The sequence below is a fragment of the Actinomadura geliboluensis genome (genome assembly GCF_005889745.1).
GTDB classification, from domain to species: domain Bacteria; phylum Actinomycetota; class Actinomycetes; order Streptosporangiales; family Streptosporangiaceae; genus Spirillospora; species Spirillospora geliboluensis.
The window spans coordinates 1-24,681 of record NZ_VCKZ01000082.1 but is presented as its reverse complement, the minus strand read 5'-3'; the positions used below and the strand labels follow the sequence as shown (position 1 = coordinate 24,681).

Annotated in this window: 29 protein-coding genes and 1 pseudogene; 12 read left to right on the top strand and 18 right to left on the bottom strand. The window is 71.6% G+C overall.

Annotated features, from left to right (window positions below; all coding sequences use genetic code 11):
* The 3 genes and pseudogenes from ETD96_RS14010 to ETD96_RS14000 all read right to left on the bottom strand — a co-directional run.
* Nucleotides 1–350 (bottom strand): annotated as a pseudogene (locus ETD96_RS14010) (DNA polymerase III subunit beta); the annotation flags it as partial.
* Nucleotides 351–417: 67 nt separating this feature from the next.
* Nucleotides 418–930, bottom strand: a complete 513-nt coding sequence (locus ETD96_RS14005) for a methylated-DNA--[protein]-cysteine S-methyltransferase (RefSeq protein ID WP_138636770.1) — start codon at nucleotides 928–930, stop codon at nucleotides 418–420.
* An 8-nt stretch (nucleotides 931–938) separates the two neighbouring features.
* Nucleotides 939–2,411, bottom strand: coding sequence for an AlkA N-terminal domain-containing protein (locus ETD96_RS14000; RefSeq protein ID WP_138636769.1), 1,473 nt, complete (start codon nucleotides 2,409–2,411; stop codon nucleotides 939–941).
* A 104-nt stretch (nucleotides 2,412–2,515) separates the two neighbouring features.
* On the opposite strand from ETD96_RS14000, the gene ETD96_RS13995 reads away from it, so the two are divergent.
* A complete protein-coding gene (locus ETD96_RS13995; RefSeq protein WP_138636768.1) occupies nucleotides 2,516–3,592 on the top strand; it encodes a hypothetical protein in 1,077 nt (358 codons plus the stop codon).
* Nucleotides 3,593–3,719: 127 nt separating this feature from the next.
* Nucleotides 3,720–4,082, top strand: coding sequence for a nuclear transport factor 2 family protein (locus ETD96_RS13990; protein WP_138636767.1), 363 nt, complete (start codon nucleotides 3,720–3,722; stop codon nucleotides 4,080–4,082).
* A 62-nt stretch (nucleotides 4,083–4,144) separates the two neighbouring features.
* Here ETD96_RS13990 and ETD96_RS13985 read toward each other — a convergent pair whose 3' ends face one another.
* Both ETD96_RS13985 and ETD96_RS13980 read right to left on the bottom strand, forming a co-directional pair.
* Entirely contained in the window at nucleotides 4,145–4,900 is a 756-nt protein-coding gene (locus ETD96_RS13985) for an SDR family NAD(P)-dependent oxidoreductase (protein WP_138636766.1), read from the bottom strand.
* 11 nt (nucleotides 4,901–4,911) lie between these two features.
* A complete protein-coding gene (locus ETD96_RS13980) occupies nucleotides 4,912–6,303 on the bottom strand; it encodes an MFS transporter (RefSeq protein WP_138636765.1) in 1,392 nt (463 codons plus the stop codon).
* 95 nt (nucleotides 6,304–6,398) lie between these two features.
* On the opposite strand from ETD96_RS13980, the gene ETD96_RS13975 reads away from it, so the two are divergent.
* On the top strand, nucleotides 6,399–7,256 hold the full coding sequence (locus ETD96_RS13975) for a helix-turn-helix transcriptional regulator (RefSeq protein ID WP_138636764.1): 858 nt from the start codon (nucleotides 6,399–6,401) through the stop codon (nucleotides 7,254–7,256).
* A gap of 7 nt (nucleotides 7,257–7,263) precedes the next feature.
* Here the strand turns inward: ETD96_RS13975 and ETD96_RS13970 are convergent, their stop codons facing one another.
* A complete protein-coding gene (locus ETD96_RS13970; RefSeq protein WP_138636763.1) occupies nucleotides 7,264–7,644 on the bottom strand; it encodes a YrdB family protein in 381 nt (126 codons plus the stop codon).
* A gap of 17 nt (nucleotides 7,645–7,661) precedes the next feature.
* On the opposite strand from ETD96_RS13970, the gene ETD96_RS13965 reads away from it, so the two are divergent.
* Nucleotides 7,662–8,795, top strand: a complete 1,134-nt coding sequence (locus ETD96_RS13965; protein ID WP_240807616.1) for a methyltransferase — start codon at nucleotides 7,662–7,664, stop codon at nucleotides 8,793–8,795.
* A 16-nt stretch (nucleotides 8,796–8,811) separates the two neighbouring features.
* Here ETD96_RS13965 and ETD96_RS13960 read toward each other — a convergent pair whose 3' ends face one another.
* A complete protein-coding gene (locus ETD96_RS13960; RefSeq protein WP_138636761.1) occupies nucleotides 8,812–9,666 on the bottom strand; it encodes an MmyB family transcriptional regulator in 855 nt (284 codons plus the stop codon).
* Between the two features lie 102 nt (nucleotides 9,667–9,768).
* Between ETD96_RS13960 and ETD96_RS13955 the strand changes: the two genes are divergently transcribed.
* Nucleotides 9,769–10,545 (top strand): alpha/beta fold hydrolase, encoded by a 777-nt coding sequence (locus ETD96_RS13955; protein WP_138636760.1) that lies wholly within the window; start codon nucleotides 9,769–9,771, stop codon nucleotides 10,543–10,545.
* A gap of 39 nt (nucleotides 10,546–10,584) precedes the next feature.
* A complete protein-coding gene (locus tag ETD96_RS13950) occupies nucleotides 10,585–11,373 on the top strand; it encodes an SDR family NAD(P)-dependent oxidoreductase (protein ID WP_138636759.1) in 789 nt (262 codons plus the stop codon).
* Here ETD96_RS13950 and ETD96_RS13945 read toward each other — a convergent pair.
* A complete protein-coding gene (locus ETD96_RS13945; protein ID WP_171069022.1) occupies nucleotides 11,370–11,765 on the bottom strand; it encodes a nuclear transport factor 2 family protein in 396 nt (131 codons plus the stop codon). The genes ETD96_RS13950 and ETD96_RS13945 overlap by 4 nt on opposite strands.
* An 89-nt stretch (nucleotides 11,766–11,854) precedes the next feature.
* On the opposite strand from ETD96_RS13945, the gene ETD96_RS13940 reads away from it, so the two are divergent.
* The 3 genes from ETD96_RS13940 (at nucleotide 11,855) to ETD96_RS13930 (ending at nucleotide 13,404) form a co-directional block, all read left to right on the top strand.
* The gene (locus ETD96_RS13940) at nucleotides 11,855–12,310 is read left to right on the top strand and encodes a MarR family winged helix-turn-helix transcriptional regulator (RefSeq protein WP_138636757.1); all 456 of its coding nucleotides are present in this window, start codon (nucleotides 11,855–11,857) and stop codon (nucleotides 12,308–12,310) included.
* 63 nt (nucleotides 12,311–12,373) lie between these two features.
* Entirely contained in the window at nucleotides 12,374–12,883 is a 510-nt protein-coding gene (locus tag ETD96_RS13935) for a GNAT family N-acetyltransferase (RefSeq protein WP_240807614.1), read from the top strand.
* Nucleotides 12,880–13,404: a DinB family protein gene (locus ETD96_RS13930; RefSeq protein ID WP_138636756.1), complete on the top strand. Its 525-nt coding sequence runs from the start codon at nucleotides 12,880–12,882 to the stop codon at nucleotides 13,402–13,404. Before ETD96_RS13935 ends, ETD96_RS13930 begins: the two co-directional genes overlap by 4 nt.
* Here the strand turns inward: ETD96_RS13930 and ETD96_RS13925 are convergent.
* Together ETD96_RS13925 and ETD96_RS13920 are read right to left on the bottom strand one after the other, a co-directional pair.
* Entirely contained in the window at nucleotides 13,401–13,829 is a 429-nt protein-coding gene (locus ETD96_RS13925; protein ID WP_138636755.1) for an MmcQ/YjbR family DNA-binding protein, read from the bottom strand. The genes ETD96_RS13930 and ETD96_RS13925 overlap by 4 nt on opposite strands.
* Nucleotides 13,830–13,859: 30 nt before the next feature.
* Nucleotides 13,860–14,270, bottom strand: a complete 411-nt coding sequence (locus ETD96_RS13920; protein ID WP_138636754.1) for a nuclear transport factor 2 family protein — start codon at nucleotides 14,268–14,270, stop codon at nucleotides 13,860–13,862.
* Nucleotides 14,271–14,451: 181 nt separating this feature from the next.
* Here ETD96_RS13920 and ETD96_RS13915 point away from each other — a divergent pair, with 181 nt between their 5' ends.
* Nucleotides 14,452–15,033, top strand: coding sequence for a PadR family transcriptional regulator (locus ETD96_RS13915; RefSeq protein ID WP_171069021.1), 582 nt, complete (start codon nucleotides 14,452–14,454; stop codon nucleotides 15,031–15,033).
* Nucleotides 15,034–15,076: 43 nt separating this feature from the next.
* On the opposite strand, the gene ETD96_RS13910 is transcribed toward ETD96_RS13915, so the two are convergent.
* The 3 genes from ETD96_RS13910 to dnaB all read right to left on the bottom strand — a co-directional run bounded on the left by ETD96_RS13910 (nucleotide 15,077) and on the right by dnaB (nucleotide 19,515).
* On the bottom strand, nucleotides 15,077–16,051 hold the full coding sequence (locus tag ETD96_RS13910; protein ID WP_138636753.1) for a CU044_5270 family protein: 975 nt from the start codon (nucleotides 16,049–16,051) through the stop codon (nucleotides 15,077–15,079).
* A complete protein-coding gene (locus tag ETD96_RS13905; RefSeq protein ID WP_138636752.1) occupies nucleotides 16,048–16,581 on the bottom strand; it encodes an RNA polymerase sigma factor in 534 nt (177 codons plus the stop codon). The genes ETD96_RS13910 and ETD96_RS13905 overlap by 4 nt, the downstream gene beginning before the upstream one ends.
* A gap of 186 nt (nucleotides 16,582–16,767) precedes the next feature.
* A complete protein-coding gene (gene dnaB / locus ETD96_RS13900; protein WP_138636751.1) occupies nucleotides 16,768–19,515 on the bottom strand; it encodes a replicative DNA helicase in 2,748 nt (915 codons plus the stop codon).
* A gap of 338 nt (nucleotides 19,516–19,853) precedes the next feature.
* Here dnaB and ETD96_RS13895 point away from each other — a divergent pair, with 338 nt between their 5' ends.
* Together ETD96_RS13895 and ETD96_RS13890 are read left to right on the top strand one after the other, a co-directional pair.
* Nucleotides 19,854–21,179, top strand: coding sequence for an MATE family efflux transporter (locus ETD96_RS13895; RefSeq protein ID WP_138636750.1), 1,326 nt, complete (start codon nucleotides 19,854–19,856; stop codon nucleotides 21,177–21,179).
* Between the two features lie 63 nt (nucleotides 21,180–21,242).
* On the top strand, nucleotides 21,243–21,431 hold the full coding sequence (locus tag ETD96_RS13890) for a hypothetical protein (RefSeq protein WP_131944373.1): 189 nt from the start codon (nucleotides 21,243–21,245) through the stop codon (nucleotides 21,429–21,431).
* Between the two features lie 140 nt (nucleotides 21,432–21,571).
* Here the strand turns inward: ETD96_RS13890 and ETD96_RS13885 are convergent, their stop codons facing one another.
* The 5 genes from ETD96_RS13885 to rpsF form a co-directional block, all read right to left on the bottom strand.
* On the bottom strand, nucleotides 21,572–22,378 hold the full coding sequence (locus tag ETD96_RS13885; RefSeq protein WP_420884753.1) for a peptidoglycan recognition protein family protein: 807 nt from the start codon (nucleotides 22,376–22,378) through the stop codon (nucleotides 21,572–21,574).
* A 304-nt stretch (nucleotides 22,379–22,682) separates the two neighbouring features.
* Complete coding sequence (gene rplI / locus ETD96_RS13880; RefSeq protein WP_138636749.1) at nucleotides 22,683–23,129, bottom strand: 50S ribosomal protein L9; 447 nt, start codon at nucleotides 23,127–23,129, stop codon at nucleotides 22,683–22,685.
* A 16-nt stretch (nucleotides 23,130–23,145) separates the two neighbouring features.
* On the bottom strand, nucleotides 23,146–23,382 hold the full coding sequence (gene rpsR / locus ETD96_RS13875; RefSeq protein WP_026403973.1) for a 30S ribosomal protein S18: 237 nt from the start codon (nucleotides 23,380–23,382) through the stop codon (nucleotides 23,146–23,148).
* An 84-nt stretch (nucleotides 23,383–23,466) separates the two neighbouring features.
* On the bottom strand, nucleotides 23,467–24,036 hold the full coding sequence (locus ETD96_RS13870; protein WP_138636748.1) for a single-stranded DNA-binding protein: 570 nt from the start codon (nucleotides 24,034–24,036) through the stop codon (nucleotides 23,467–23,469).
* A 37-nt stretch (nucleotides 24,037–24,073) separates the two neighbouring features.
* The gene (gene rpsF, locus ETD96_RS13865; protein ID WP_138636747.1) at nucleotides 24,074–24,364 is read right to left on the bottom strand and encodes a 30S ribosomal protein S6; all 291 of its coding nucleotides are present in this window, start codon (nucleotides 24,362–24,364) and stop codon (nucleotides 24,074–24,076) included.
* Nucleotides 24,365–24,681 lie beyond the last annotated feature (317 nt).

Genomic DNA, 24,681 nt, shown 5'->3' with positions numbered 1-24,681 from the left:
GTGGGGTAGTCCTCGACGGGCAGCGTCAGCAGGCCGAACTCGGCGGGGCCGCAGCGGACCACCACCTCGGAGCCCTTGGTGAACACCTCCACGGGGTGCGGCGGGAGGTTCCGGACGATGTCCGCGAGGAGCCGGCCCGGGACGAGCGCCCGGCCCGGCTCGGCGACGTCGGCGTCCTCACGGGCGTGGGCCGACACCTCGTAGTCGAACCCGGCGAGCGTGAGCTCGCCCTTGTCGGTCACCTCGATGAGCATGCCCGCGAGGACGGGGAGGGCGGGACGCGTCGGGAGCGTCCGCGCCGCCCATGCGACGGCGTCGGCGAGCGTCTGCCGGTCGACTCGGAACTCCACCTCGGTCAGCCTTCCATCGGTGAGCGTCTACGCCCTGCACGGTAGCCGGAGGGTCTGACAGAACGCGTCAGAAGAGAGTCGCCTCCTCGGCCGCGGTGCGCGTCTTGCGCTCGAAGTCGAGCAGGTAGCGCTTGCGGTCGAGGCCGCCTCCGTAGCCGGTGAGGGAGCCGGTGGAGCCGACGACGCGGTGGCAGGGGACGATGACGCTGACCGGGTTGCGCCCGTTAGCGAGGCCGACCGCGCGGGACGCGGAGGGGCTGCCGATCTCGACGGCGAGTTCGCCGTACGTCGTGGTCCGGCCGTAGGGGATCTCCTGGAGCGCCGCCCAGACGCGCTGCTGGAAGGGCGTCCCGCGAAGGTTGAGCGGGACGTCGAATTCGGTCAGTTCCCCGGCGAAGTACGCGGTGAGTTGCTTGGCGACTGTCGCGAAGGGTTCTGCGTCAGGGTCACCGGGTGCGCCGAAGGTCTCTTCGGGCGGAAGGTGGCGCTGCTTTTCCATGTAGAGCCCGGCCAGGCCACCGTCTACGGCCACCACGGTGAGGGGGCCGACGGGGCTGTCCAGGACGACGTGTGAAGTCATGAGGTTCCTCAGTGTGCTGGAAGCAGGTTGATGGGATGGTCGCTCGTCGCACACAGGTATTGAACGGCGTAGGCGCGCCAAGGACGCCATGGAGCGGCGCGCTTGGCGAGGGCGGCCGGTGTCGAGGGGAGGTCCAGATACTTGGCGGCGGCCCGGACCCCCAGGTCGCTGGGGATGAACGCGTCCGGGTCACCGAGAGCACGCATCGCAATGGTCTCGATGGTCCACGGGCCGAAGCCGGGTAGCTCGGCCAAGCGTGCGCGGGCCTCTTCCCAGTCGCTCCCTACGCCCAAGTCGATCTCGCCGCTGGCGAGTGCGCTGACAAGGGTTGTGAGGGTGGTGCGCCGGGTCTTGGGGAAGGCGAGCGTCTCCGGGTCGAGTTGCTCCAGTGCGGACGGTGTCGGGAACAGGTGCGTGAGGCCGCCGCCTGGGTCGTCTATGGGCTCGCCGTAGGCGGTGACCAGGCGGCCCGCATGGGTGCGGGCGGCGGCCGTGGAGACCTGCTGCCCCAGGACGGCCCGCACGGCGAACTCGGGCCCGTCCACGGTCCGGGGGACACGTCGTCCTGGGGCCTTGTCGACCAGCGGCGCCAGGACGGGGTCGGCGCGGAGCAGGTCGTCCACGGCGACGGGGTCGGCGTCCAGGTCGAGCATCCAGCGGCAGCGGCTGATCGCGATGGTCAGGTCGCGGAGGTCGCTGAGGCTGAGCGTGCAGGCGACATGGTCGGGCTGGGGCCGGAGGGTCGCGATGCCGTGTCCGTGGGGCAGGCGCATGGCGCGGCGGAACGCGCCGTCCCGCCATTCCTCGACACCTGGCACCGCGGTGGCGGTGAGATGGCCGAACAGGTTGTCCGGGCAGAGCGGCGTACGGAACGGCAACCGCAGGGCGAGAACGCCTGACCCGGCAGGGGGATGTCCCTTGGCGACACGGTCGCGTAGTGCGGTGGGCGTAAGCGCGAACACCTCGCGCACGGTGTCGTTGAAGGCGCGGATACTCGCGAACCCCGCCGCGAACGCGACGTCCCCCATCGGCAGGGGTGTCGTTTCGATGAGCAGCCGTGCCGTCTGGGCGCGCTGGGCTCGTGCCAGGGCGAGCGGGCCCGCGCCTAGTTCGGCGTTGAGCTGCCGCTCTATCTGGCGCGTGCTGTAGCCAAGGCGTCCGGCAAGGCCGGGCACGCCCTCCCGGTCGACGACACCGTCCGCGATGAGGCGCATGGCGCGTGCGACGACGTCCGCCCTGTGGTTCCACTCGGGCGAGCCGGGGGAGGTGTCGGGCCGGCAGCGCTTGCAGGCCCGGAAACCGGCCTGCTGGGCCGCGGCCGCACTGGGGTAGAAGCGCATGTTCTCGGGCTTGGGCGGGACCACCGGGCAGCTTGGACGGCAGTAGATCCCGGTGGTCACCACCCCGGTGAAGAACCACCCGTCGAAGCGGGCGTCCTTCGACTGGACGGCCCGCACGCACCTCTCCACGTCATCGTGCATGCCTCCAGCATCACCGATGGCGATACGCCCTCACTAGCGAGAAAACGACATCATCATCACCGGTACTACGATCGTCCCCCGACCGGCACCGGCGAGGGGAACCCATGGAGAACCAGCCCGACGGCGGCTTGTTACCGTCCCACGACGCCGACGGATCAGCGGGATCCGCCGCATCCGGCGAAGTGGTGCTGAGGCCCCCGCGCACGCTCCGCCACGCGGCCCGTGCGCTGATCGTGTTCGGCGCCCTGCTCGTGGTCATCGCGGTATATCTGTTCAGGATCGAGGCATTCGTCCCCAGCCTGTGCATCGCCTTTATGGGCCTGGCCGCCGCAGGTCGGGCGATACCGCTCGCGGTGGGCCGGGTGACGCTCGATCCGCGCGGGCTGCGCAGCAAGGACGATCCGGTCGGGGAGAAGTCACTGACCTGGGACGGCATCGAGCGGCTTGAGCTGCGCCGCCGCCTGTGGACGGAGTCGGTGGTGGCGGCCGACGGCTCCACCGAGGTGACCCTGGCGGCGCCCGTCCGCCTGCGCTTCGGGCGTGATCGCGAGTTCGACGCCGCCCTCGCCGACCTGTCCCGGCGGGCCGGGACCGGCGCGGTGCGCGGACGGTCGCTCCTGACGTGGCGCTACGCCTGCAGCCATCTGGCGATTCTCGCGGCCTGGGCGGCCCTCTTCGTGGCCTTTGATCCGGTCTGGCACCACTCCTCCTGGCCCGGACGCGAGGAGGCGGTGCGCCTTCCCAACGCGTGCCACGTGATCGAGCCCACCGCCAAGGCGATGTTCCCCAAGCAGGCACCCCAGCGGCTCCCGAACGACGACGAAGAGAAGTGCCGGTTCGGCGATTCGCTGTCGCTCCGGTACACGCTCTTCAGGTACGCCATTGGCATGGACGGCGGGATAGAGCGCGCCGAGGAGCGGTTCCGTGAAGGACCTGGCGGGCCCACGCTCGACGATGAGGGCGCCCGCAAGCTGCCGGGCGTCGGTGACGAGGCCACGATCGTCACCGCCGCCTACCAGGACGGCACCCGTGTCCATCAGATCCAGGTCTCCGCGCGCAAGGCCAACGTCGTCGCTTGGCTCGTCTACGCGCCCCCGGAGAAGCGGGACTCCCGCGACGAGGCCGTCCAGGAGGCCGAGCGCCTCGCCCGCGCCGCCGTCGCCGCGATCACCGTCGAGTAAGGGACGGGTGCCGGAGGGCATGACGTCGCAGGTACATGACGTCCCAAGTAATCGATCTTCCGCCGGGGCGCTGGCAGCGTGAGGGGCACCGGGGGACGAACCCGGTCGATCAGACGGGAGTCATGACATGAACGACGTTCAGCAGCGGGTCGAGCGGTACCTGGCGATCTGGAACGAGAAGGACCCGGCCGCGCGCCGCGCCGCGATCGACGAACTGTGGACGGAGAACCCGGTCTACGTGGACCCGCTCGGCGCGGCCGAGGGCCGGGACGCCATCGACGCGTTCATCGGCGCCGCGCAGCAGCAGTTCCCCGGCCTGGTGTTCCGTCCGGCGGGCACCGTGGACGCCCACCACAACGTGGCCCGCTTCACCTGGGAGCTCGGCCCCGAGGGCGGGGAGGCGATCGCCGCCGGCTTCGACGTGGCGGTCTTCGGGGACGACGGCCGGTTCGAGCGGGTGACCGGGTTCCTCGACATGGTCCCGGCCTGAAGGCGAGCGAGCGGGGAGGTGCCGGACGCCTGCGCGGCGTCCGGCACGCGGTAGCCGGCCTCTCAGATCTGGCGTAGTGCCCCTCCGTCCACCGTCCATTCGGCGCCCGTGACCTGGACGGCCAGCGGGGACAGCAGATAGGCGATGACACGGGCGACGTCCTGGGGCGTGCCAAGACGTCCTGTTGGGAGCCGCCGTTCCTCGTGGACGAACCGCTCGATCGCCTCCTCCACCGGAAGGTCGTACTGGGCGGCCAGTTGCTCGGCGAACCCTCCGGGCTCGTCCCACAACCGTGTCCGTGTGGGACCGGGCGTGACGACGTTGGAGCGGATGCCACAGCGGCCGAACTCCCCCGCCAGCGTCTTGGACACCGACAGAAGGGCCGTCTTGGACGCGGCGTAGTCCACCAGCGGCGTGTCAGGGAACCGCCCGGCTTCGCTGGAAACGTGCACGACGCTCCCCGCTCCCTGGTCGATCAAGGCCGGCAGCGCGGCGCGGGCCATGCGCACCGCCGCGTGGAAGTTCAGCTCGAACGTCGCGTGCCACTGATCGTCGGTCACGTCGAGGAAGCCGATCCGGGATTCGAGGGCGCCGGCGTTGTTGACCAGGCCGTCCAGCCGCCCGTGGCGCGCCAGGGCGGCGTCGACGACGCGCTGCGCGGCGGCGGGGTCGGTGAGGTCGGCGGCCACGTCGGCGGACGAGCGCGCGACGCCGACGACATGCGCGCCCTCCTCGGCGAGCAGCCGGGCGGCGGCCGCGCCGATCCCGGCGGACGCGCCCGTCACGATGTACACCCTGCCGTCGAGTTCGAGGTCCATGGCGGTCTCCTTCACCGGTCGCCGGAGCGGCGCAGGAACGACCCGACGAGGGCCGCGCCCGCGAGGGCGATCAGGGCGTTCACCGCGGTCGCGAGGCGGAGCCCGCCGAGGACGGACGCGTTCGCCGTGGCCACCGCGCTCATCACCGGGATGCCGAGGGTGATGGCGACCTGCTGCGTCATCGTGGCGAGGCCGGTCGCGAGGCCCTGCTCGCCGTCCGGCAGCCCGGACGTCGCGGTCCCCATGAACGCGACGATCGCGACGAGGTTCCCGAAACCGCCGATCGCGGTCGCGGCGAGCAGCAGCCCGAGGGAGCCGCGCGACTCCCCGAGGCCGAGCAGCGCGGCGGTCGCGGCGGCCTGTAGGACGAGCCCGGCGACCAGCGTCCCCCGGCCGCCGAGCCGGCCCATGATCCGGGGCGCGGCGACGCCGCCGGCGAACGTCCCGGCGCCGAGGACGCCGAGCGCGAGCCCGGTCGTGAGCGCCGTGAAGTCCAGGACCTTCTGCAGGTACAGGGTCATCAGGAACACCAGCGACGTCTCGGTGGCGAACGCGACGAACCCGGCCACGTTGCCCCAGGCGACCGTCCGGCGGGTCAGCACGCGCAGCGGCGCGAGCGGGGCCGGTGAGCGCCGCTCGACCAGCACGAACGCGGCCAGCAGCACGGCCGCGGCGAGGGCGCCGAGCGCGGACGGCGAACTCCAGCCGGCCGACCCGGCGGAGGTGATCCCGTAGACGAGGGCGAGCAGCCCGCCGGTCACGGTCACCGCGCCCGGAACGTCCAGGCTCGCCCCGTCCCGAGAGCGGCTCTCCGCGATGACGGCGGGCGTGACCGCGAAGATCAGCACCGCCACCGGGACGTTGACCAGGAACGCCCAGCGCCAGCTCAGCAGGTCGGTGAGGACACCGCCGAGGATCGCGCCGACCGTGAACCCGGCGGACATGAGGGCGCCGCTGAGCCCGAGCGCGCGGGTCCGGAGCGGACCCTCTGGGAAGGACGTCGTGATCAGCGACAGGGCGGCCGGTGTGGCGATCGCCGTGGCGAGCCCCTGCAGAACCCGGCCCGTGAGCAGCATCGCCGGTGACGTGGCCATCCCGCCGATCAGCGACCCTCCGGCCAAGAGCGCCATGCCCGCGAGCAGCATCCGGCGGCGTCCGAACAGGTCGGCCACACGGCCGAACAGCAGCGTGAATCCGGCGGCGGGAAGGGCGAACGCCGTGGCGATCCACTGCAGCTCGTCCAGCCCGAAGCCCAGGCCCTTGCCGACGACCGGCAGCGCCACATTGAGGATGGAGAAGTCGATGGCGAGCATGAACTGCGCGCCGAGAAGAAGAGTCAGTATCAGCTTGTGCCGCGACGACATCCGCTCAGGAGCGGACACGGCGGTGGTCAATGCGGTCATGCAAGAGACCATCGCTGCGTTGGGCGCGCCTACCCAGACCCCGCTCGTTCGTACCACTCCCAGTAGCAGGCTCCGGGCTGGATAGCCTCTGCGGCATGGCACGGAACGGCGAGCTGGGCGAGTTCCTCAAGTCGCGGCGTGCGCGGCTGCGCCCCGAGGACGCCGGCCTGCCCTCCTACGGGACGCGGCGCCGCGTGCCCGGCCTGCGGCGCGAAGAGCTGGCGCAGCTCGCCGGCGTCAGCGTCGCGTACTACATCCGGCTGGAGCAGGGGACGGCGGACGGCGTGTCCACCGACGTCCTGGACGCGATCTCCCGGGCGTTGCGGCTAGACGGTGACGAGCACGACCACCTGCACCGCCTCGCGCACCCGCCGCGCCGCGCGCCCATCACCGCGCCGCCGCGCCTGCGGGCTCCCCTGCAGCACCTGCTCGACTCGTTCACCCACGCGCCCGCGTACGTGGTCGGGCACTACACGAACGTGGTCGCGTGGAACCGGCTCACCGCGGCCGTGTTCGTCGACCTGGCGAGCGTTCCGCCGGACGAGCGGACCTGGTCGCACCAGATCCACCTCAACCCCGACTACAAGGCGCGGCTGGGCGACAACTGGCCGACCGTTGCCCGGCGCAACGCCGCCTACCTTCGGTTCCGTTCCGGCCAGGACCCGGACGACCCGAACCTGCGCGCGGTCATCGCGTGCCTGCGGGAGCGGAGCCCTGATTTCCACCAGATGTGGTCGGCGCACCACGTATCGGACCTGACGCACGGCGAGGCCCGTATCGACCACCCGGAGGTCGGACGGCTCGTCCTGCCGTTCGAGACCTTGCACCTGCCGGGCGACCCGGACCTGAGCCGTCTGATGCTCTACGCGGCCGAACCAGGGTCGCCGTCGGAGGCCGCCCTGCACAAGCTCGCCGAGACGTCCACCTGCCACTCCAGCGCCGACCTCGCCTAGGCGTCGCCTAGGAGCCTTGATCGGCCGCCGTACGGAAGTGGGCTTCGCGGTCCAGCGTGGCCAGCACGGTGTTGAGGACGGCTATAACGGCGAACACGATGGCCAACGTCGCATGGTCCACGCCATAGAACGCCAGGGCACCCGCACCGAAGACGATGGCCTTGACCAGAAGGACGAACGGCAGCGCGACCTTGAACCGGGCACGCGGCGCAGCGAACAGGCCCCACAGGACCATCGCGCCCACCGGCGTCCCGATTCCCAAGACGACGTTGACGACGACGTTGCCGCCCGTGGTGAAACCCCACCAGGCCAGCGCGACGATGGCCGCGACCTCCAGGACGAAGGCGAGCCCCTCGTTCAGCACATGAAATGGCCCAGGAAGACGCACGCCGATACCGTACAGGTGTGGACGAGATCTCCTGGCGGGAGGACGGCCGGGACCATCGCGTCCGCTGGCGGTCGGAGAGCGGCGCGCCGCCGCCGCGCCGCGTCGTGGTCGCGGACGACGAGACCCGCGCGGACGACGCCTACCGGCTGGCCTGCGAAGGCACCGCCCTGCTGTGGCGGGGCGACTTCCAGAACGCGCGGCAGCTCCTCACCGCGATGGCGCGCCGGATCGACCGGCCGCCGCGCCGGGCCAGGCGCAAGCCGGAACCGTCCCAGGTCCAGGCATTTCACCTGCACCGCCAGGCACGGGCCCAGCGCGCGCGGACGCTGGGCATGCTGCTCATACCGTTCGACCCGGGACACGTGATCCCGCTACGTCGCGCACCGTCCGTCCAGGACGCCTGTACGGAGGCGTACGGGCCGGACGACCAGCCCTACGTGACGTCACTGCGCGAGTTGCTCGGGCTGATCGGCGCACATGAATGGCGTGTGAAGGGCGTGCCCATCCCAGCGCTGGGCGGCGACCGGATACACCCGCACTACGGCGTCTTCTCACCGGTCAGAGGGGAGTACGTCGACCTCGTCAACGAAGCGCCGCTCCCGTCCACCAAGACGGCGTTCGACATAGGCACCGGCACAGGTGTCCTGGCGGCGGTTCTGGCTCGTCGCGGTGTGGAGCACGTCGTCGCCACTGACCTCGACCCGCGCGCGCTTGCCTGCGCCCACGAGAACGTCGAGCGTCTGGACGTCGGGAAGCAGGTCGAGGTCGTCCAAGCCGACCTTTTCCCGCCAGGACGGGCCGGGCTCATCGTGTGCAACCCGCCCTGGGTGCCCGCCAAGCCCAGCTCGCCCCTCGAACACGCCGTCTACGACCCGGGCGGGCGGATGCTGCGCGGCTTCCTCACCGGCCTCGCCGGCCATCTCGAACCCGGCGGCGAAGGCTGGCTGATCCTGTCCGACCTGGCCGAACACCTCGGGCTCCGCACCCGCGACGACCTCCGCGCGCTGTTCGACGCGTCCGGTCTGGAGGTGGCCGGGAAGCTCGACACCAGGCCCGTCCATCCGCGCGCCGCCGACCCCGACGACCCGCTCCACGCGGCCCGCGCCGCCGAGACGACGTCCCTCTGGCGGCTGCGCCGCGCCCCCGCGTGACCCGCCCACCGCGGCCTCAGATGTGGCTGCGGTGGGCGGTCTCGGGGCCGATGACGCGCAGCAGCGCGAGGGCGTCGGCCGTGGAACTGCCGGGCGGCGGGGTGAAGGCGACGAGGCGCTGGTCCTCGGCCGGCGTGAGCAGGACCTCCGCGTCGAACTCGATCGGCCCGACCTGCGGATGCACCACCCTCATCCGGCTCGTGCGGCGGACGGCGACCTCGTGCAGATCCCACAGCCCGGCGAACTCGTCGCTGGCCGCGCGGAGCCGCCGCACGACGGCCCGCGCCGCCTCGTCGGCGCCGCGCCGCGCGACGGCGGCCCGCAGGTCGGCGACGTGCAGGCGGCTGTAGTGGTCGCGCTCCTCCGGCGGGTACGCCTCCCGGACGAACGGGTCGGTGAACCACCGCCAGACGATGTTGCGGTCGGGCCCGTCCACGGTGCAGACGCAGCCGAACAGGGCCTCGGACAGGGCGTTCTGCGCGAGCAGGTCGCCGAGGTCGCCGAGGATCTGCGCGGGCGTCTCGGTCAGCCGGTCGAGGAGGTACAGCAGGCCCGGCCGGACGTGCTCGCCGGCGAAGGGCCCGGCGGGCGGCCGGTGCCCGGCGAGGACGTACAGGTGGTCGCGCTCGTCCGCGGTCAGCCGCAGCGCGCGGGCGAGCGCGGCGAGGAGCTGGGTGGACGGCTGCGGGCTGCGGGCCTGCTCGAGGCGCATGTAGTAGTCCGCGGACATGCCCGCGAGCTGCGACACCTCCTCGCGGCGCAGCCCCGGCGTGCGCCGCCGCGGCCCCTCCGCCAGGCCGACGTCCCGCGGCCGCAGCCGCTCCCGGGAGCGGCGGAGGAAGTCGGCGAGGTCGCGCCGGTTCATGTCCATGCCTCCATGGTCCCCGCTCGGCCCCGCCCGAGCCTGGGACCGCTTGTCCTAGTCAGAACGGTCCGCTCCTCATCCGGGCCGCGCGGCGGCAGGGTCGGGGGCATGACGAACCTGACCGTTGGAAACGCTCGCATCGCCTACCGCACGGAGGGCTCCGGCCCCGCCCTCGTCCTCGTCCACGGCGTGGGCCCCGGCTCGGCCATGTGGGACATGCTCACCGACCGCTTCACCGGCGGGCGCACCGTGGTCCTGCCCGACCTGGCCGGGTCCGATCCCGCCGAAGACGACGGCTCGCCGATCACCATCGAGGCGCTCGCGCACCAGGTCATCGCCGTGATCGAGGATCTCGGCACCGGCCCGGTGGACCTGCTGGGCTTCTCGCTGGGCGCGCCGACGGCCGCCGCCGCGGCCGCGCTGCGCCCCGACCTCGTCCGGCGCCTGATCCCCGTCGCGGGGTTCGCGCACAGCGAGGACGAGTACGTCCGGCAGCTGATCACGCTGTGGCTCACGCTCACCGGCAGCCCCGAGGGCTTCGCCAGGCTCGGGACGGTCACCTCCGCGAGCCGCGCCTTCCTGAACGCGATCGGGACGGAGGGGGCCGAGCAGCTCCACGGCTTCATGCGCCCCACGGACGGCATGCTGCGCCAGCTGGACCTCGTCCGGCGGGTCGACATCCGGGAGCTGCTCCCGAAGATCGAGGCGCCGACGCTGGTGATCGGCTGCACCGCGGACCAGACGATTCCGGTCGAGAACCACCGGGAACTGGCGGCCGGCATCGCGGGCAGCGAGTACACCGAGCTGGACACCGGGCACGTCGTCATGATGGAGCGGCCGGACGAGTTCGTGAAGCTCGTCCAGGACTTCCTCGACCGCCCCTAACGGGATTGCCGCCCCGCTCCACCGAGCACCATGGGGAACATGCGTCCCATCGATCAGCAGACCATCCTCATCACAGGCGCGACCGACGGCCTCGGTCGCGCCCTGGCCGCCCGGCTGGCCGCCGAAGGCGCGACGGTGCTCGTCCACGGGCGGGACGACCAGCGCGGCAAGGCGACCCTGAAGGAGATCGGCGGCCGGGCGTCCTGGTACCGGGCGGACCTGTCGTCGCTCGCCGAGACCCGCGCGCTCGGCGAGGCCGTCCGCGCCGACCACCCGCGCCTGGACGTGCTGGTCAACAACGCGGGCATCGGCGGGCCCGACTCGTGGCAGGCGAGCGCGGACGGCCACGAGCTGACGTTCGCGGTGAACTACCTGTCCGGCTACCTGCTGACCCGGCTGCTGCTGCCGACCCTGGTCGCGTCGGCGCCGGCCCGCGTCGTGAACGTCAGCAGCATCGGCCAGCAGGCGATCGACTTCGACGACGTCATGCTCACCCGCCGCTACCGGAGCTTCGGGGCGTACTGCCAGAGCAAGCTCGCCCAGGTCCTGTTCACCATCGACCTCGCCGAGGAGCTGGCCGGGACGGGCGTCACCGCGAACGCCCTGCACCCGGCCACGTTCATGCCGACCAAGATGGTCCCGTCTCCGGTCAGCACGCTTGAGGAGGGCGTGGAGGCGACGCATCGCCTCGTCACCGATCCGGCACTGGACGGCGTGTCCGGCCGCTTCTTCGACGGCCTCCAAGAGGCTCGCGCGGACGAGCAGGCATACGACCCCGAAGCCCGCGCCCGCCTACGCGCCCTCTCAGACGACCTCACGTCCCCCTAGCTCGGGGACAGGGCGTGCTCGATCTCCCAGATCGGACGGACCTGGACGCGGGAGATGCGCCAGCCGTCCCGCGTCCGGACGGCCTCCAGCTCGTAGCGCTCGCCCAGCATGCGCGGCCCGCTCTCGTGGACGAACACGACGAGGAGGTTCGCGCCGACCGTTGCGCGGTCGCCGTCCAGGTCGACGAGCGGATCGGTGATGAAGTGCTGGGTCGGCACCGTGTGGTTGCGGCGCGCCTGCGCGACGAGGGCGTCGATGCCCTTGGAGACGCCGCCGAGGGTGTGCGCCTCCGCGTCCTCGGTGAAGAGGGCGCGCCCGTCGCCGGGGCTCTTGTCGTCCAGCCACCGCCCGAGGCGGCTGGCCAGCGTGGCGAGTTGCCGACGGTCGTCCATGACCCGCTCCATTGATTGGTTAATCCAACATTGGTTACACCAACAATAGCGATCGTTGGCGCCCCCAACAACCCGCTAGACTGGACGGCATGACGACGGCCGACGCCCGGACGCCCGCCCGCCTCCGGCACGCCCCGAGCTGGCTGATCAGCCTGGTCGCCGCGCAGAGCCACCGCCTGGTCGGCGCCGGCTTCGCCCGCGCCGGCGCCCGCGGCTACCACTACCGGCTGCTCGCCGCCCTCGACGAGTACGGCCCGTCCAGCCAGGCCGCCCTCGGCCGCCACACCGGCATCGACCGCAGCGACGTCGTCGCCGCGCTGAACGAGCTCGCCGCCAAGGACCTGGTCGACCGCTCCCCCGACCCGTCCGACCGGCGCCGCAACGTCATCACGCTCACCGCGGCCGGCGCCCGCCACCTCCGCGAGCTGGACGAGGTGCTCACCGGCATCCAGGACGACCTCCTCGCCCCGCTGTCCCCGGCCGAACGCGAGCAGTTCACCGGCCTGCTCACCCGCCTCGCCGACCACCACGTGCCGGGCCGGTAAATCAGTCGCGACCGGCCGAAACCCGGCCGTAGGCTTGGCGCCTCCCCGCTCAAGGAGGCGCCTATGCCACCCGTGATCCGGCTCGTCGAACTGCCGGCCGCCGCGATGACCGCACTGCTCGACGGAGACCTCGCGAAGGCGAGCGCCGCCGCCGGCATCGCCCTCACCGGCTACTTCACGACCGACGAGGCGAAGGCGCTCTGGCGCTTCCGCCTCGACCAGATCGCGCGCGACCCGTCCCACGCCCCGTGGATCGTGCGCGCCGCCGTCGCCGAACCGGACGGGGACGTCGTCGGCCACGCCGGCTTCCACGGCGCGCCCGAGAACGGCACGGTCACGATCGCCTACTCCGTCGACCCGGCGCACCGCCGCAAGGGCTACGCGCGCGCCATGCTCGCCGCCCTCCAGGAGCGCGCCGCCGCCGACCCGTCCGTCACCACCGTCCGCGCCACGATCAGCCCCGACAACCAGGCGTCCCTCGCCACGATCGCGGGCGGGGGCTTCACCTTCATCGGCGAGCAGTGGGACGAAGAGGACGGCCGCGAGCTCATCTTCGACCGGCCCGCCCGTTGACCCCCGCCGCGCTCGATCTGCCGCGCTGGCAGTTCGACCTGACCTGGTCGCTGTTCGAGTACCACCTGGAGCGCCTCGTCCCCGAGGACTTCCTGTGGGAACCCGCCTCCACCTGCTGGACGATGCGTCAAGCCGCCGACGGAATGTGGACGGCTGACTGGGCCGACACCGAACCCGACCCCGTCCCGGTGCCCACCATCGCCTGGCTGAGCTGGCACATCGGCTGGTGGTGGGGCGTCACCACCGACCATCTCCAGGGCCGGACGCCGCGCGAACGCACCGAGATCGCATGGCCGGGCGCGAGCGCAGCCGTCGAATGGCTGCGGGCCCTGCGCGGCGAATGGCTCACCGTCCTCGACCACCTCACCGACGCCGACCTGGAAGCCCCCGCGCCCTTCCCCTGGCCGGACGACTCCGGATTCACCGTCGCCCACACCCTCGCCTGGGTGAACGCCGAACTGATGAAGAACGCCGCCGAGATCGGCCAACTCCGGATGCTCCGCGCCGTGTCACCCCGCTAGGACGCCCCGGCCGGATGATCGCGCAGCCATTTCTGCGCCCGCGTCCGCGAAGCCCGCGAGAGCCACGCGTCCTGGACGACCTCGGTGAGCTCCCGCAACGTGAGCTCGCCGATCCGGCTTCCCCGCAGGAGCACCGAGGGGTGGCCGTCGAAGTGCGGGGTCGTGAAGAACGGCGACGCCTCGTCCTGGACGAGCGCCAGCTTGTCGGACTCGGACGGCACCCAGAACACGATCACGTCCGGGTACCGCTCGCCCGTGCCCGGGTCCACCGCGTCGGGGCGCGGGTTGCGGAAGAACACGAACGACCTGCCCCCGACCTGGTAGACGGGGTTGCCGCCCGCCGCATGGGCGATCGTGACATGGGGCATGCCCGCGGCCAGCTCGTGCACGTCCTCGACCCGGGCGGGACGCTCGTCTGCGCGCATGCCCGCAGCGTAACCCCGGCCGCCGACGTCCTACGGCGACTCCACGGCCTGCGCGCCGAGGGCCTCCTGCTGGATCCGGTCGAACTGGGCGCCCATCGCCTCGGCCAGCGCCGTCGCCGCCGACAGCGGCCGCACCATCACGGTGAGGTCGTCGATCAGCCCGTCGTCGTCGAGGTGCAGGAAGTCGCATCCGTGCACCTGGAGCCCGTTCACCGTCGCCTGGAACACCAGCGCGTGGTCGCGGCCGTCCGCGCTGACGATCTCCCGCACGTAGCGGATGTCCTGGAACACCCGCGCCGCGCCCCGCACGATCGCCGCGGTGATCGCCTTCCCCGCGTACGGCTTGAACACGACCGGACTCGTGAACACGGCGTCCTCCGCGAACAACGACTCCAGCGCGGCGATGTCACCGGCCTCCACGGCCCGGCGGAACGGATGCATGGGAGCGCCCCCCGATAGGAAACTAGTTGACTAGGTGCGGATGACACTAATCGCGCACTCGACCACTCGTCCAGAGCCCGCCTTGATGACGCAGATCACAGCACCACCCGGCCATAGCCACGGCGAGCACACCCGCGACCACCGGAAACCCGCGCTCCGCGCCGCCGCTACGCTCGGACCCATGTCGCTGCGCAACGCGGTCCTGGCCACGCTCCTGGAGGGCGAGGCATCGGGATACGACCTGGCGAAGAGCTTCGACGCCGGGGTGGCCAACTTCTGGATGGCCACCCCGCAGCAGCTCTACCGGGAACTGGACAAGATGGCGGGCGAGGGCCTGATCCGGGCGCGCGTCGTCCAGCAGGAGCGCCGCCCCAACAAGCGCCTCTACTCCCTCACCGCCGCCGGCCGCCGCGCGCTCCACGACTTCACCGCCACCCCGCCGCGCCCCGGCGCGATCCGCGAGGAGCTGATGGTCCAGGTGCAGGCGGTGGACGCGGGCGACGTCCGCGCCGTCATGAACGCCATCCGCGAACGCATGACCTGGGCCGAATCCAAGGTCGCCCGCTTCGAACGCCTCCGCGCCCGCCTCCTGGACGGCCGCACCGAGGAAGAGCACCTCGCCACCGCCGACCGCATCGGCCCCTACCTCACCCTGATGCGCGGCCTGGCGTTCGAACGCGAGAACCTCCGCTGGTGCGAACAGGCCCTCGCGATCCTCACCCGCCGCACCCCCGCGCCCTGCCCGTCCGGCCTCGACACCTAGCGCGCGGCGGCGGCCCCGCCCGGCGGCGGGGCCGCGCCGAGTGTCAGGGGCGCTCGCCCGACTTCCCGACGACCCCGATGGCGACGCGCACCATGAGGCGCTGCAGCGTCCCCGCCTTCACCGTGACCGCGGGCCCGCCCTCCGACGCGAACGTTCGGGTCTTGACGGCGATCGCGCGTTCCCCGAGGTAGGCGTACGTCTTCGGATCGAGCAGCACCTCTTCGTGCAGCCACCCTTCGACCGTCAGGCCCAAGGCGATCGCCGGGCGGCCGGCGATCTCGACCTCGCCCTCCACCGGCGTCACCCCCGGGATCAGCTTGATCGCCCGGAAGATCGCCGCCTCGGTCTCCGGGGAGTGGGAGCTGTCGCGCAGGATCGTGACCAGCGTTTCGAAGGCCATCTGGTCGCCGCCCTCGCCACGGACCTTCCGCAGCAGCGCAGCGGGATCGCCGGGCAGCGGCTCGAACCTGCTCGCGACGGCCGAGGACACCAGCTCGTGCCCGGCCCTCAGCCTGCCGTCCTGGTAGGCGGCGTACTGCTTGCCGTCTCCGCGGCGCCACACCTCCCAGGTGTCGGTCTTGTACGGGCCCCCGATGACGATCCCCGCGGGCTTCGCCGACGACGTCAGCCGCATCTTCGTGTAGACCCACTGGCGCGGCGCGGCCTCCGCGGACGGCCTGGTCACGGCGACGGCCGCGGCCCGGTCGAGGACGTGCGCCGCCTCGGCCGGAGTACCGAGCGCGATCCGCGCGGGCGGCGCACCCTGCCCTCCGGGGTCGTCCGCCCCGCGCAGGGCGACCCCGGCCACGGCGACCGCCGCCAGCGCCCCGACCGCGGCGAGCCGCGCGCCCATCCGGAAGCGCGCCGGCTTCACCGCCCTCGGCTGCGGCCCGGTCTCGGCACGGATGACGTCCTCCATCAGGCTCCGCGCGGCCGGCCGGTCGGCGAACCCCGCCAGGGACTCGTCGCGGACGCGCGCCATCGACCGCAGCAGCTCGTCGGTGGAGTGGGGCTTCATGTCAGGGACCTCCGTTCGGTGATGGGACGCGGCGCGGCCGCGGGCCTGGCATCGGAGCGCAGCGCGCGATCGAAGCGTTTGCGCGCCCGATGCAGCCGGACGCGCGCGGCGCCCACCGAGCAGCCGAGGACCGCCGCGATGGCGGCATGGTCCAGCCCCTCCCAAGCGACGAGCCCGAGCAGCTCGCGGTCGTCGTCGGACAGCCGGCGGAACGCCGCGGCGATCGCCGACGCCTCCACCGGATCGGTCTCGACCGCCGCGATCTCGTCGCGCAGGCTCGTGGTCCGGCGGCGTCGCTGCGCCTCGCCCCGCCGGTGGTTGGCCAGCACCCGGCGCGCGACTCCGTACAGCCACAACCGCGCCCTGCCGCCGGACGGGATCTCGTCCAGCCGCCTCCAGGCGATCGTGAACGTCTCCGCCACCACGTCGGCGGCGTCGTCGGGGGACGCGCAGCGGCGCAGCACGTATCCCAGGATCGGCTCGTAGGTCGCGGCGTAGATCGCCTCGAACCTGGCCTCGCGGTCATCCATCGAAGCCCCGAGGACGGGGGCACCCACAGCGCACGTGTCTCTCCTTCACTACGGTGACACCCCGTACGTGTCGAGACCCCCGCCACCGTTACCGCGACAGTGGCATCGGAACCGCAGTGCTCTCAGTACGCGCTATGGCGCACGCCGCCCCTGCCTCGGCCAGGGCACGCCGCCGCCGGTTCGCCGCTACTGGGCCATGTCGACGAAGCGGCTGTAGTGGCCCTGGAACGCGACGGTGACCGTGGCGGTCGGGCCGTTGCGGTGCTTGGCGACGATCAGATCGGCCTCACCGGCGCGCGGCGACTCCTTCTCATAGGCGTCCTCGCGATGCAGCAGGATCACCATGTCGGCATCCTGCTCGATAGATCCCGATTCGCGCAGGTCGGACACCATGGGCTTTTTGTCCGTTCGCTGCTCGGGACCTCGGTTGAGCTGCGACAGCGCGATGACCGGGACGCCGAGTTCCTTGGCGAGGAGCTTCAGCGAGCGGGAGAACTCCGAGACCTCGACCTGGCGGCTCTCCACCCGCTTGCCGGACGTCATCAGCTGCAGGTAGTCGATGATGACGAGCCGCAGGTCGTGCTGCTGTTTGAGGCGGCGGCACTTCGCGCGGATCTCCATCATCGACATGTTGGGCGAGTCGTCGATGAACAGCGGCGCCTCGGCGACCTCGCTCATGCGGCGGGCGAGGCGCGTCCAGTCCTCGTCCTGCATGGTGCCGGACCGCATCGCGTGCAGCGCCACCCGCGCCTCGGCGGACAGCAGCCGCATCGTGATCTCGTTGCGGCCCATCTCCAGGCTGAAGAACGCCGAGGTCAGGCCGTGCTTGATGGACGCGGCGCGGGCGAAGTCGAGCGCGAGCGTCGAGTTGTGCGTCGGGACGCAGTGCCGCCCGGCCAGGTACATGTGGTCGTCGTTGTCGACCTGCACGCATCGGACGGGCACACTCTTCACGGGGCGGACGTCCACGATGTACCGCACCCGGGCCTCGGGGGAGACGCTCTTCGGCTGCCGTGCCGCCTTGCGCGGCAGCCTGAACACCGTCTCGGCGGGCGTGAAGCCGATCTCGTGAACGGCCTCCTCTGCCGGGCCGGTCGTCGTCAGCACGGCGCGGTGGCCCAGGCTGAGAATGAGTTCGTGCACCTCTGCGGCGAGCCCGGCGGAGGAGAAGGCGAGGTCGACGCGTCCGTCAGCGGCCACATGGCCCCGGACATCGAGCAGCCCGGCGAGCAGCGCCCGCCGCTGCGCCGCGGACGCCCGCATGTACCGGGCGGGGATGTGCCTGCCGTCGGACGAGCCGAGGCGGCGGTGCGTCCCGGGGAGCAGGTAGCAGCCGGGGACGGCCTCCTCGACGACCTGCGCACCGGTCGCCTCCAGTTGGGCGATGACCTCGCGGTCGAGGCAGGTGATGCCGTCGGTCCCCGCCTCCCCGGCGCCGAGCAGCACGCCCAGGACGTACGGGTCAACGGGCAGTTCGGCCGCTGGGAGGTCGAAGGCGCCGGCGACCTCCACGGTGTGGGTGGGACGGCCCGCGTGCCGGAGCGTCGCGAACACCTGCTCGGTCGTCCGGATCCGCGAGTGGATGCGGCCGGCCCGCACATCCTGCGGCGGGACGGCGATGGCGCGGTGACGGCGATGGGCCGCCTTCCGCGTCCCGGCGTCCGCACCGGTGATCTCGGATGGCTGCGCGTAGCCCCGGTCGAGGCGACCGCGGCGTCGGTCCGTCCGCTTCGGGGAGCATTCGCTCGGCCCACCGCACCGGGCGTTCCCCTTCGACCGGTCGCGGCCGGAGGCGTGACTTCCGGTGGCGAGGGGACCGAAAGGATGAGGGACTGACCCGACCCCGGTTCCGAATCGTCCGATCGGGCCACCGCGCTCCCCGGAGAGGGCCATGGGGAAGATCGTTCCGATGTCCATCGGTGCGCTGCTCGAGACCACGTCTTCGCGGACGTGGCCGACGCGAGCCGCTCCGGCATCGGCGGCGGCCCAGCCCCCGCTCGCGAGCTGCGGCGCGGCATCGGACGAGGATGGAGCGTCGCCGCCCATGACCGTCGAGGTGCGCCACTGGTGCTGGGCGTCGGCGACGATGACTTCCCCGTCAGAGAACTCGACCTCGTAGCAGGGACGGCCGTACATCACGTCCGTCGCGGCGACCACGCGGGTCGGTTTGCCGTCGGCTCCGATCAGGTGGTCACCGACGGACACTTGCCCCATGGTCGTCCATCCCGAAGGGGTGGGAAGTAGGGCATTCACGCTCAAAGCCTTGCCCATGGCGGGCCTCGCCGCCACGACGATCATCTGGCCGGGGTGGAGGCCGTTGGTGAGGGCGTCGAGGTCGGCGAAGCCGGTGGGGCAGCCGACCATCTGGCCGCCGCGGCTGCCGATGGCCTCGATCTCGTCCAGGGCGCCGGGCATGATCTCCGACAGGGCGACGTAGTCCTCTCCGGCGCGCTTCTCGGCGATGGCGAAGACCTCGGCCTGGGCGCGGTCGAGGACCTCGTCGGCGTCGGCGCCGTCCGCCGCGTAGCCCATCTGGACGATCCGGGTGCCGGTCTCCACCAGGCGGCGCAGGATCGCCCGCTCGTGGACGATCTTGGCGTAGTACCCGGCGTTGGCCGCGGTGGGTACCAGGGAGATCAGGGTGTGCAGGTAGGGGGCGCCGCCGATCCGGGCGATCTCGCCGTTCTTGGTGAGCTCGCCGGCGACGGTGACGGCGTCGGCCGGGTCGCCGCGGCCGTAGAGGTCGAGGATGACGTCGTAGATGATCTGGTGCGCGGGCCGGTAGAAGTCGGGGGTGCGCAGCAGCTCGACGACCTCGGCGATGGCGTCCTGGGAGAGCAGCATGCCGCCGAGGACGCCCTGCTCCGCCGAGATGTCGTGCGGCGGGGTGCGTTCGAACTCGTGCTCCTGCGGTCCGATGTCGGCCACGCTCACCGTCGCACCCCCTTCATCTCGGCCGCCGGCGGCCCCGTCCGCCCATCGCCGACCGTTCATCTCACGTCTACCTGACGCGTCGGACATTCTCGCGAGGCCGCGCGGCCGGGGGCAAAGCAGCCTGTGGACAACCCTGTGGACTGCCTGTGCAGACACGCCGTCAGGGTTGTGCACGACCTGTGGACAACTTTGTGGATTTCCCGTGGACGACTCCCGGTCCATGTGGCTGACCTGCGGCAACGTCATCCACCGGCTGTGCGGGAAAGAAAGTCGACCATCCCCGCCCATGTAAGGCTTGAAGTTCTTATGAGAGTTACCTCGGTGGTAGCCTCGGCGCGGTGACGACTTCCCGGCGGCTCGCGACCGCGCACGACCGCGAGATCCTGCGCCTCGCCGTGCCGGCCTTCGGCGCGCTCGTGGCCGAGCCGCTGTTCCTGCTCTCGGACTCGGCGATCGTCGGGCATCTCGGCACCGCCCAGCTCGGCGGGCTCGGAGTCGCCGGCCAGGCCCTCAACACCCTCGTCTACCTCTGCGTCTTCCTCGCCTACGGCACCACCGCCGGAGTCGCGCGGCAGGTCGGCGTCGGCGACATGCGGGCCGCGATCAGGCAGGGCATCGACGGCATGTGGCTCGCGGTCGCCATCGGCGCGGTGCTGATCGTCGCCGGCTGGCCGCTCGTCCCATGGATCGTGGACGCGTTCGGTGCGTCCCCCTCTGTGACGCCGTACGCCGTGACCTACCTCAGGGTGAGCCTCTTCGGCATCCCCTCCATGCTGCTGGTCCTCGCCGGTACCGGCGTCCTGCGCGGCCTGCAAGACACGCGCACGCCGCTTGCCGTCTCCATCGGCGGGTTCACAGCGAACCTGCTGCTCAACGTGCTGTTCGTGATCGTCCTGGGCTGGGGGATCGCCGGGTCGGCCTGGGGCACCGTCCTCGCCCAGACGGGCAGTGCGGTCGTCTACACGGCCGTCGTCCTGCGCGCGGCACGGCGCCATGGGGCCTCCGTCCGCCCCGACCTGGACGGGCTGCGGACGTCCGCCACGGCGGGCTTCGGCCTCCTGGTGCGGACGGCGGCGCTCCGCATCGTCCTCATCGTGGGCACGTCGATCGCCGCCCGGATGGGGGACGAGGAGATCGCCGCCTACCAGGTCGGCTTCCAGGTGTGGACGCTGCTGGCGTTCGCGCTCGACGCCATCGCGATCGCCGGGCAGGCCATCACCGGGCGCTACCTGGGCGCGTCCGACGTCCAGGGCACCCGGGCGATCACACGCCGGATGGTCTGGTGGGGCGTCGGCTGCGGCATCGTGTTCGGCCTGCTCATCCTCGCCGTGCGCCCGTGGCTCCCCGGCCTGTTCACCGGGGACGGCGACGTCCGCGACCTACTGCTCGCCTCGCTGCTCCTGGTCGCGGTGCTACAGCCGGTGGCGGGCGTGGTGTTCGTCCTGGACGGCATCCTGATCGGCGCCGGCGACGGCGCCTACCTCGCCGCGACCACGCTGATCGCGACGATCGTCTTCCTCCCCGCCGCGATCGTCCTGTTCCGGGCGGACGCGGGCATCATCGGGCTGTGGCTCGCGATCGGCCTGTGGATGCTGACCCGAATGATCACCCTCGGCCTGCGCGCACGCGGCGACCGCTGGATGGTCACCGGAGCCGTCCGCTGACCGCCCAGGCAAAATCCTGGGAATCGCACCCGCACCACCGACCCCACCCGCTACGATTCGAACATGTGTTCCACACACGGCGAGCGGATGGCCCGGCTGACGCAGGCGATCGACGACCTGGCGGCCGAGGGCCTGGCCGGGCTGCCTCCGGAGACCCTGGTGGAACGCGTCGCGGGCATCTGGTCCTTGATCGAGGGCATCGACCCCGAGATAGCCCGCCGCCGAACCCGCTACACGACCCCCGACACATGACCACCGCCCGCCCCCCACAAGCCCACCTCGTGCCCGATCAAGCCGGAACCGCCGCCCGACACCCGTCCCACACCATCACCCTGAGCCACCATCGCGCCCCGGTCAGCGTCGTGCGGGCGGGCGCTCGTCTATGGGAAGGGTCAGGTCAGGCCGTCGAGGGACGGCAGCACCGACAGGATGGAGCCGTCGTTGGCGTTGCTCTGGCTCGGGTTGGACGTCTCCAGGCGTTCTGCGACCGCACGCCGTAGTTCGGGCAGCCGCGCGTAGAGCCTGTCGCCCGGGCACGACGTCTTGTTGTAGTCGCGGTGCCCGACGATCGCCTCGGCCGGGTCCAGGTTGTACCGCTGGCACAGCCACACGCACACTTCCAGCAGCGAACCCCACAGCTTGCCGGGAACCGCCCGCGACGTGTACGTCCCCTCGTTCTCGATGCCGATCGTGTGCTGGTTGTGGTGCAGGACCTGCGCCCCCACCGCGAGTTCGCCCTCGCGGATCGCCTTCAGGCTGCGGTTGCGGCCCTCCATCACGATGCCGCCGCGGCTGATGGTGAGCTGCTGGCCGGCGTCGTCCCAGCCGTTCTTGTCCATGTGGAAGTTCTGGATGTACCGCGACAGGTTGAACGCGTGGGACAGCGACAGATCGCTGGTGTTGGCCGTGGCGGTGTGGTGCACGATGATGTGGTCCGGCGCCCGCTTCAGGACCTTGGCCGCCCGCCTCGGCGATCTCGCGTTCCACTGCGCACGCGTGTAGATGTGCGGGGTCTCCGCCCTGAAGTGGCCGGGGGCCATGATCCCCTCGTCCGCCATGGCCCCATTCCGGAGTGGCGACGCCATGGAGAGCATCTCCAGCAGGCCGGCCCCCGCCAGGCCGCCGATGATCGCCCGCCGCGTCACCGGCAGGCCGCGCCGGTCCCGGTCGTCCGCGCCGTCCCCCGAATGCGCGATCACACCGTCCCCCCTCATTCCGGATCAACTGATCACGGAACGTCATGGCCGCTCTGACGATCACCCAAACACAGGGCGGTTCAGGGACGTTTCACATGAAACCCAGCGCACGATCCCTCCCTTTGGACCGCGTTCGCCCTGCTCTTGTGCAAGAGATTGCGGGATCCAAAGCCGCCCCCCGCTCACGGAGACAGCGGGAGGCGGGAGGCGAGGAGCTGCCGCAGAGGCGAGCGGAGGGTGGACGCGAAACGGCCCCCGAGCCTGTGAGCTCGGGAGCCGTTCGGTGGTGCGGTGGTGCGGTGGTGCGTCAGCCCTCGACGACGTTGACGTCGATCGTGGCGCTGACGTCGCTGTGCAGCCGCACGCTGACCCGGTGGGTGCCGACGGTCTTGATCGGGTTGCCGATCTCGATGCGGCGGCGGTCCAGGTCGGGGCCGTCGGCGGCGCGGACCGCGGCGGCGATGTCGGCGGCGGTCACCGCGCCGAACAGGCGGCCGTTGCTGCCGGTCCGGGTGCGCAGCGTGACGCGCAGGCCGCCGAGCTGGTCGGCGACCTCCTTGGCGTGCTCGACGGTCGCGATCTCGCGAGCCGAACGCGCCTTCTTGATGGAGTCGATCTCCTTCTCCGCGCCCCGGGTCCACTTGATAGCGAACCCGCGCGGGACGAGGTAGTTGCGGCCGTAGCCGTCGCGGACCTCGATGACGTCACCGGGCTCGCCGAGCCCGGAGACCTGCTGGGTCAGGATGAGCTTCATGATCTTTCCCCCTGCCTCAGCGCGCGGTGCTGGTGTACGGCAGCAGCGCCATCTCGCGGGCGTTCTTGATCGCCGTGGCGACGTCCCGCTGGTGCTGGGTGCAGTTGCCGGTCACCCGCCGAGCACGGATCTTGCCGCGGTCGGAGATGAACTTCCGCAGCAGGACCGTGTCCTTGTAGTCGACGTAGGAGATCTTCTCCTGGCAGAAAACGCAAACCTTCTTCTTCGGCTTGCGGGGAGGTGGCTTCGCCATCGTGGTGCTCCTTTGGGAGAGCCCCGCTCACGCGGGAATGGACGTGTACTGGATGGTGTCGTGGTCGCGCCGGAGCGTCGGGTCCTAGAACGGCGGGTCGTCGGAGTAGCCGCCGCCACCGCCGCCGGTGGCCCACGGGTCCGCCGGGGCGCCGCCCTGCTGACCGCCTCCGAAGCCGCCGCCGCCCTGCTGGCCGCCGCCGCCTCCGAAGCCGCCGTCCTGGCCGCCGCCGCCGAATCCGCCGCCGCCCTGGCCGCCACCGCCGCCGAAGCCGCCGCCACCGCCCTGCCGCTGGGTCTTGTTGACCTTGGCGGTGGCGTTGCGCAGCGACGGGCCGACCTCGTCGACCTCGATCTCGAAGACGGTGCGCTTCTCACCCTCGCGGGTCTCGTACGACCGCTGCTTGAGGCGTCCCTGGACGATGACCCGCATGCCGCGCTGCAGGGTCTCGGCGACGTTCTCGGCGGCCTGCCGCCAGACGTTGCAGGTCAGGAACAGGGCTTCGCCGTCCTTCCAGTCGCCCGACTGGCGGTCGAAGAACCGCGGGGTCGAGGCGATGCGGAAGGACGCGACGGCCTGGCCGCTCGGGGTGAAGCGGAGATTCGGGTCCTCAACGAGGTTCCCGACGATCGTGATTACGGTGTCGCCTGCCATGGGGCTCGCTCCGGCTGATGAGAGGGCTGAGCCTGGCTCAGTGGACCTCGGGGCGGATGACCTTGGTGCGGAGGATCGACTCGCTCAGGTTGAGCTGCCGGTCGAGCTCCTTGACCGTGGCAGGCTCGGCCGAAAGGTCGATCACCGCGTAGATGCCTTCGGACTTCTTCTGGATCTCGTACGCCAGGCGCTTGCGGCCCCAGACGTCGACGTTCTCGACGCTGCCGCCGCCGTCCCGGACGACCTTCAGGAACGGCTCGAGCGCCGCGTTCGCGGTGCGCTCGTCGATGGCGGGGTCGAGGATGGTCATGAGTTCGTAACGACGCATGCTGTGTCCCTACCTCCTCTGGACTGGTGCGGTCACGGTCTCTCCGTGACAGGAGGGCTCTTGCGTCCGCCGCGGCGGCACTGGACCCCGGATTGCCGGGCGCACCTGCCGCGAGACCGATACAGGCTACCAACAGTCGGCAGCGTACGAGCCGGTTCCCGGAGTGGAGCGCCAGCGGAACGCAGGGAGCCGGCTCGTACCGCCCTTGTCGGGGGTGTGGGGGTCGCCCCCCACAGGCCGACTGGGCGCCGGTTCCCGGAGTGGAGCGCCAGCGGAACGCAGGGGACCGGCTCGTACCGCCTTCAGTGGCGTTGGTG

Bases quoted from the DNA above. Each gene is read 5' to 3' on its own strand.
- ETD96_RS14005 (WP_138636770.1), bottom strand. From the start codon at position 930: ATGACTTCACACGTCGTCCTGGACAGCCCCGTCGGCCCCCTCACCGTG.
- ETD96_RS14000 (WP_138636769.1), bottom strand. From the start codon at position 2,411: ATGCACGATGACGTGGAGAGGTGCGTGCGGGCCGTCCAGTCGAAGGAC.
- ETD96_RS13995 (WP_138636768.1), top strand. From the start codon at position 2,516: ATGGAGAACCAGCCCGACGGCGGCTTGTTACCGTCCCACGACGCCGAC.
- ETD96_RS13990 (WP_138636767.1), top strand. From the start codon at position 3,720: ATGAACGACGTTCAGCAGCGGGTCGAGCGGTACCTGGCGATCTGGAAC.
- ETD96_RS13985 (WP_138636766.1), bottom strand. From the start codon at position 4,900: ATGGACCTCGAACTCGACGGCAGGGTGTACATCGTGACGGGCGCGTCC.
- ETD96_RS13980 (WP_138636765.1), bottom strand. From the start codon at position 6,303: ATGACCGCATTGACCACCGCCGTGTCCGCTCCTGAGCGGATGTCGTCG.
- ETD96_RS13975 (WP_138636764.1), top strand. From the start codon at position 6,399: ATGGCACGGAACGGCGAGCTGGGCGAGTTCCTCAAGTCGCGGCGTGCG.
- ETD96_RS13960 (WP_138636761.1), bottom strand. From the start codon at position 9,666: ATGGACATGAACCGGCGCGACCTCGCCGACTTCCTCCGCCGCTCCCGG.
- ETD96_RS13955 (WP_138636760.1), top strand. From the start codon at position 9,769: ATGACGAACCTGACCGTTGGAAACGCTCGCATCGCCTACCGCACGGAG.
- ETD96_RS13950 (WP_138636759.1), top strand. From the start codon at position 10,585: ATGCGTCCCATCGATCAGCAGACCATCCTCATCACAGGCGCGACCGAC.
- ETD96_RS13945 (WP_171069022.1), bottom strand. From the start codon at position 11,765: ATGGACGACCGTCGGCAACTCGCCACGCTGGCCAGCCGCCTCGGGCGG.
- ETD96_RS13940 (WP_138636757.1), top strand. From the start codon at position 11,855: ATGACGACGGCCGACGCCCGGACGCCCGCCCGCCTCCGGCACGCCCCG.
- ETD96_RS13935 (WP_240807614.1), top strand. From the start codon at position 12,374: ATGCCACCCGTGATCCGGCTCGTCGAACTGCCGGCCGCCGCGATGACC.
- ETD96_RS13925 (WP_138636755.1), bottom strand. From the start codon at position 13,829: ATGCGCGCAGACGAGCGTCCCGCCCGGGTCGAGGACGTGCACGAGCTG.
- ETD96_RS13920 (WP_138636754.1), bottom strand. From the start codon at position 14,270: ATGCATCCGTTCCGCCGGGCCGTGGAGGCCGGTGACATCGCCGCGCTG.
- ETD96_RS13915 (WP_171069021.1), top strand. From the start codon at position 14,452: ATGTCGCTGCGCAACGCGGTCCTGGCCACGCTCCTGGAGGGCGAGGCA.
- ETD96_RS13910 (WP_138636753.1), bottom strand. From the start codon at position 16,051: ATGAAGCCCCACTCCACCGACGAGCTGCTGCGGTCGATGGCGCGCGTC.
- ETD96_RS13905 (WP_138636752.1), bottom strand. From the start codon at position 16,581: ATGGATGACCGCGAGGCCAGGTTCGAGGCGATCTACGCCGCGACCTAC.
- ETD96_RS13890 (WP_131944373.1), top strand. From the start codon at position 21,243: ATGTGTTCCACACACGGCGAGCGGATGGCCCGGCTGACGCAGGCGATC.
- rplI (WP_138636749.1), bottom strand. From the start codon at position 23,129: ATGAAGCTCATCCTGACCCAGCAGGTCTCCGGGCTCGGCGAGCCCGGT.
- rpsR (WP_026403973.1), bottom strand. From the start codon at position 23,382: ATGGCGAAGCCACCTCCCCGCAAGCCGAAGAAGAAGGTTTGCGTTTTC.
- ETD96_RS13870 (WP_138636748.1), bottom strand. From the start codon at position 24,036: ATGGCAGGCGACACCGTAATCACGATCGTCGGGAACCTCGTTGAGGAC.
- rpsF (WP_138636747.1), bottom strand. From the start codon at position 24,364: ATGCGTCGTTACGAACTCATGACCATCCTCGACCCCGCCATCGACGAG.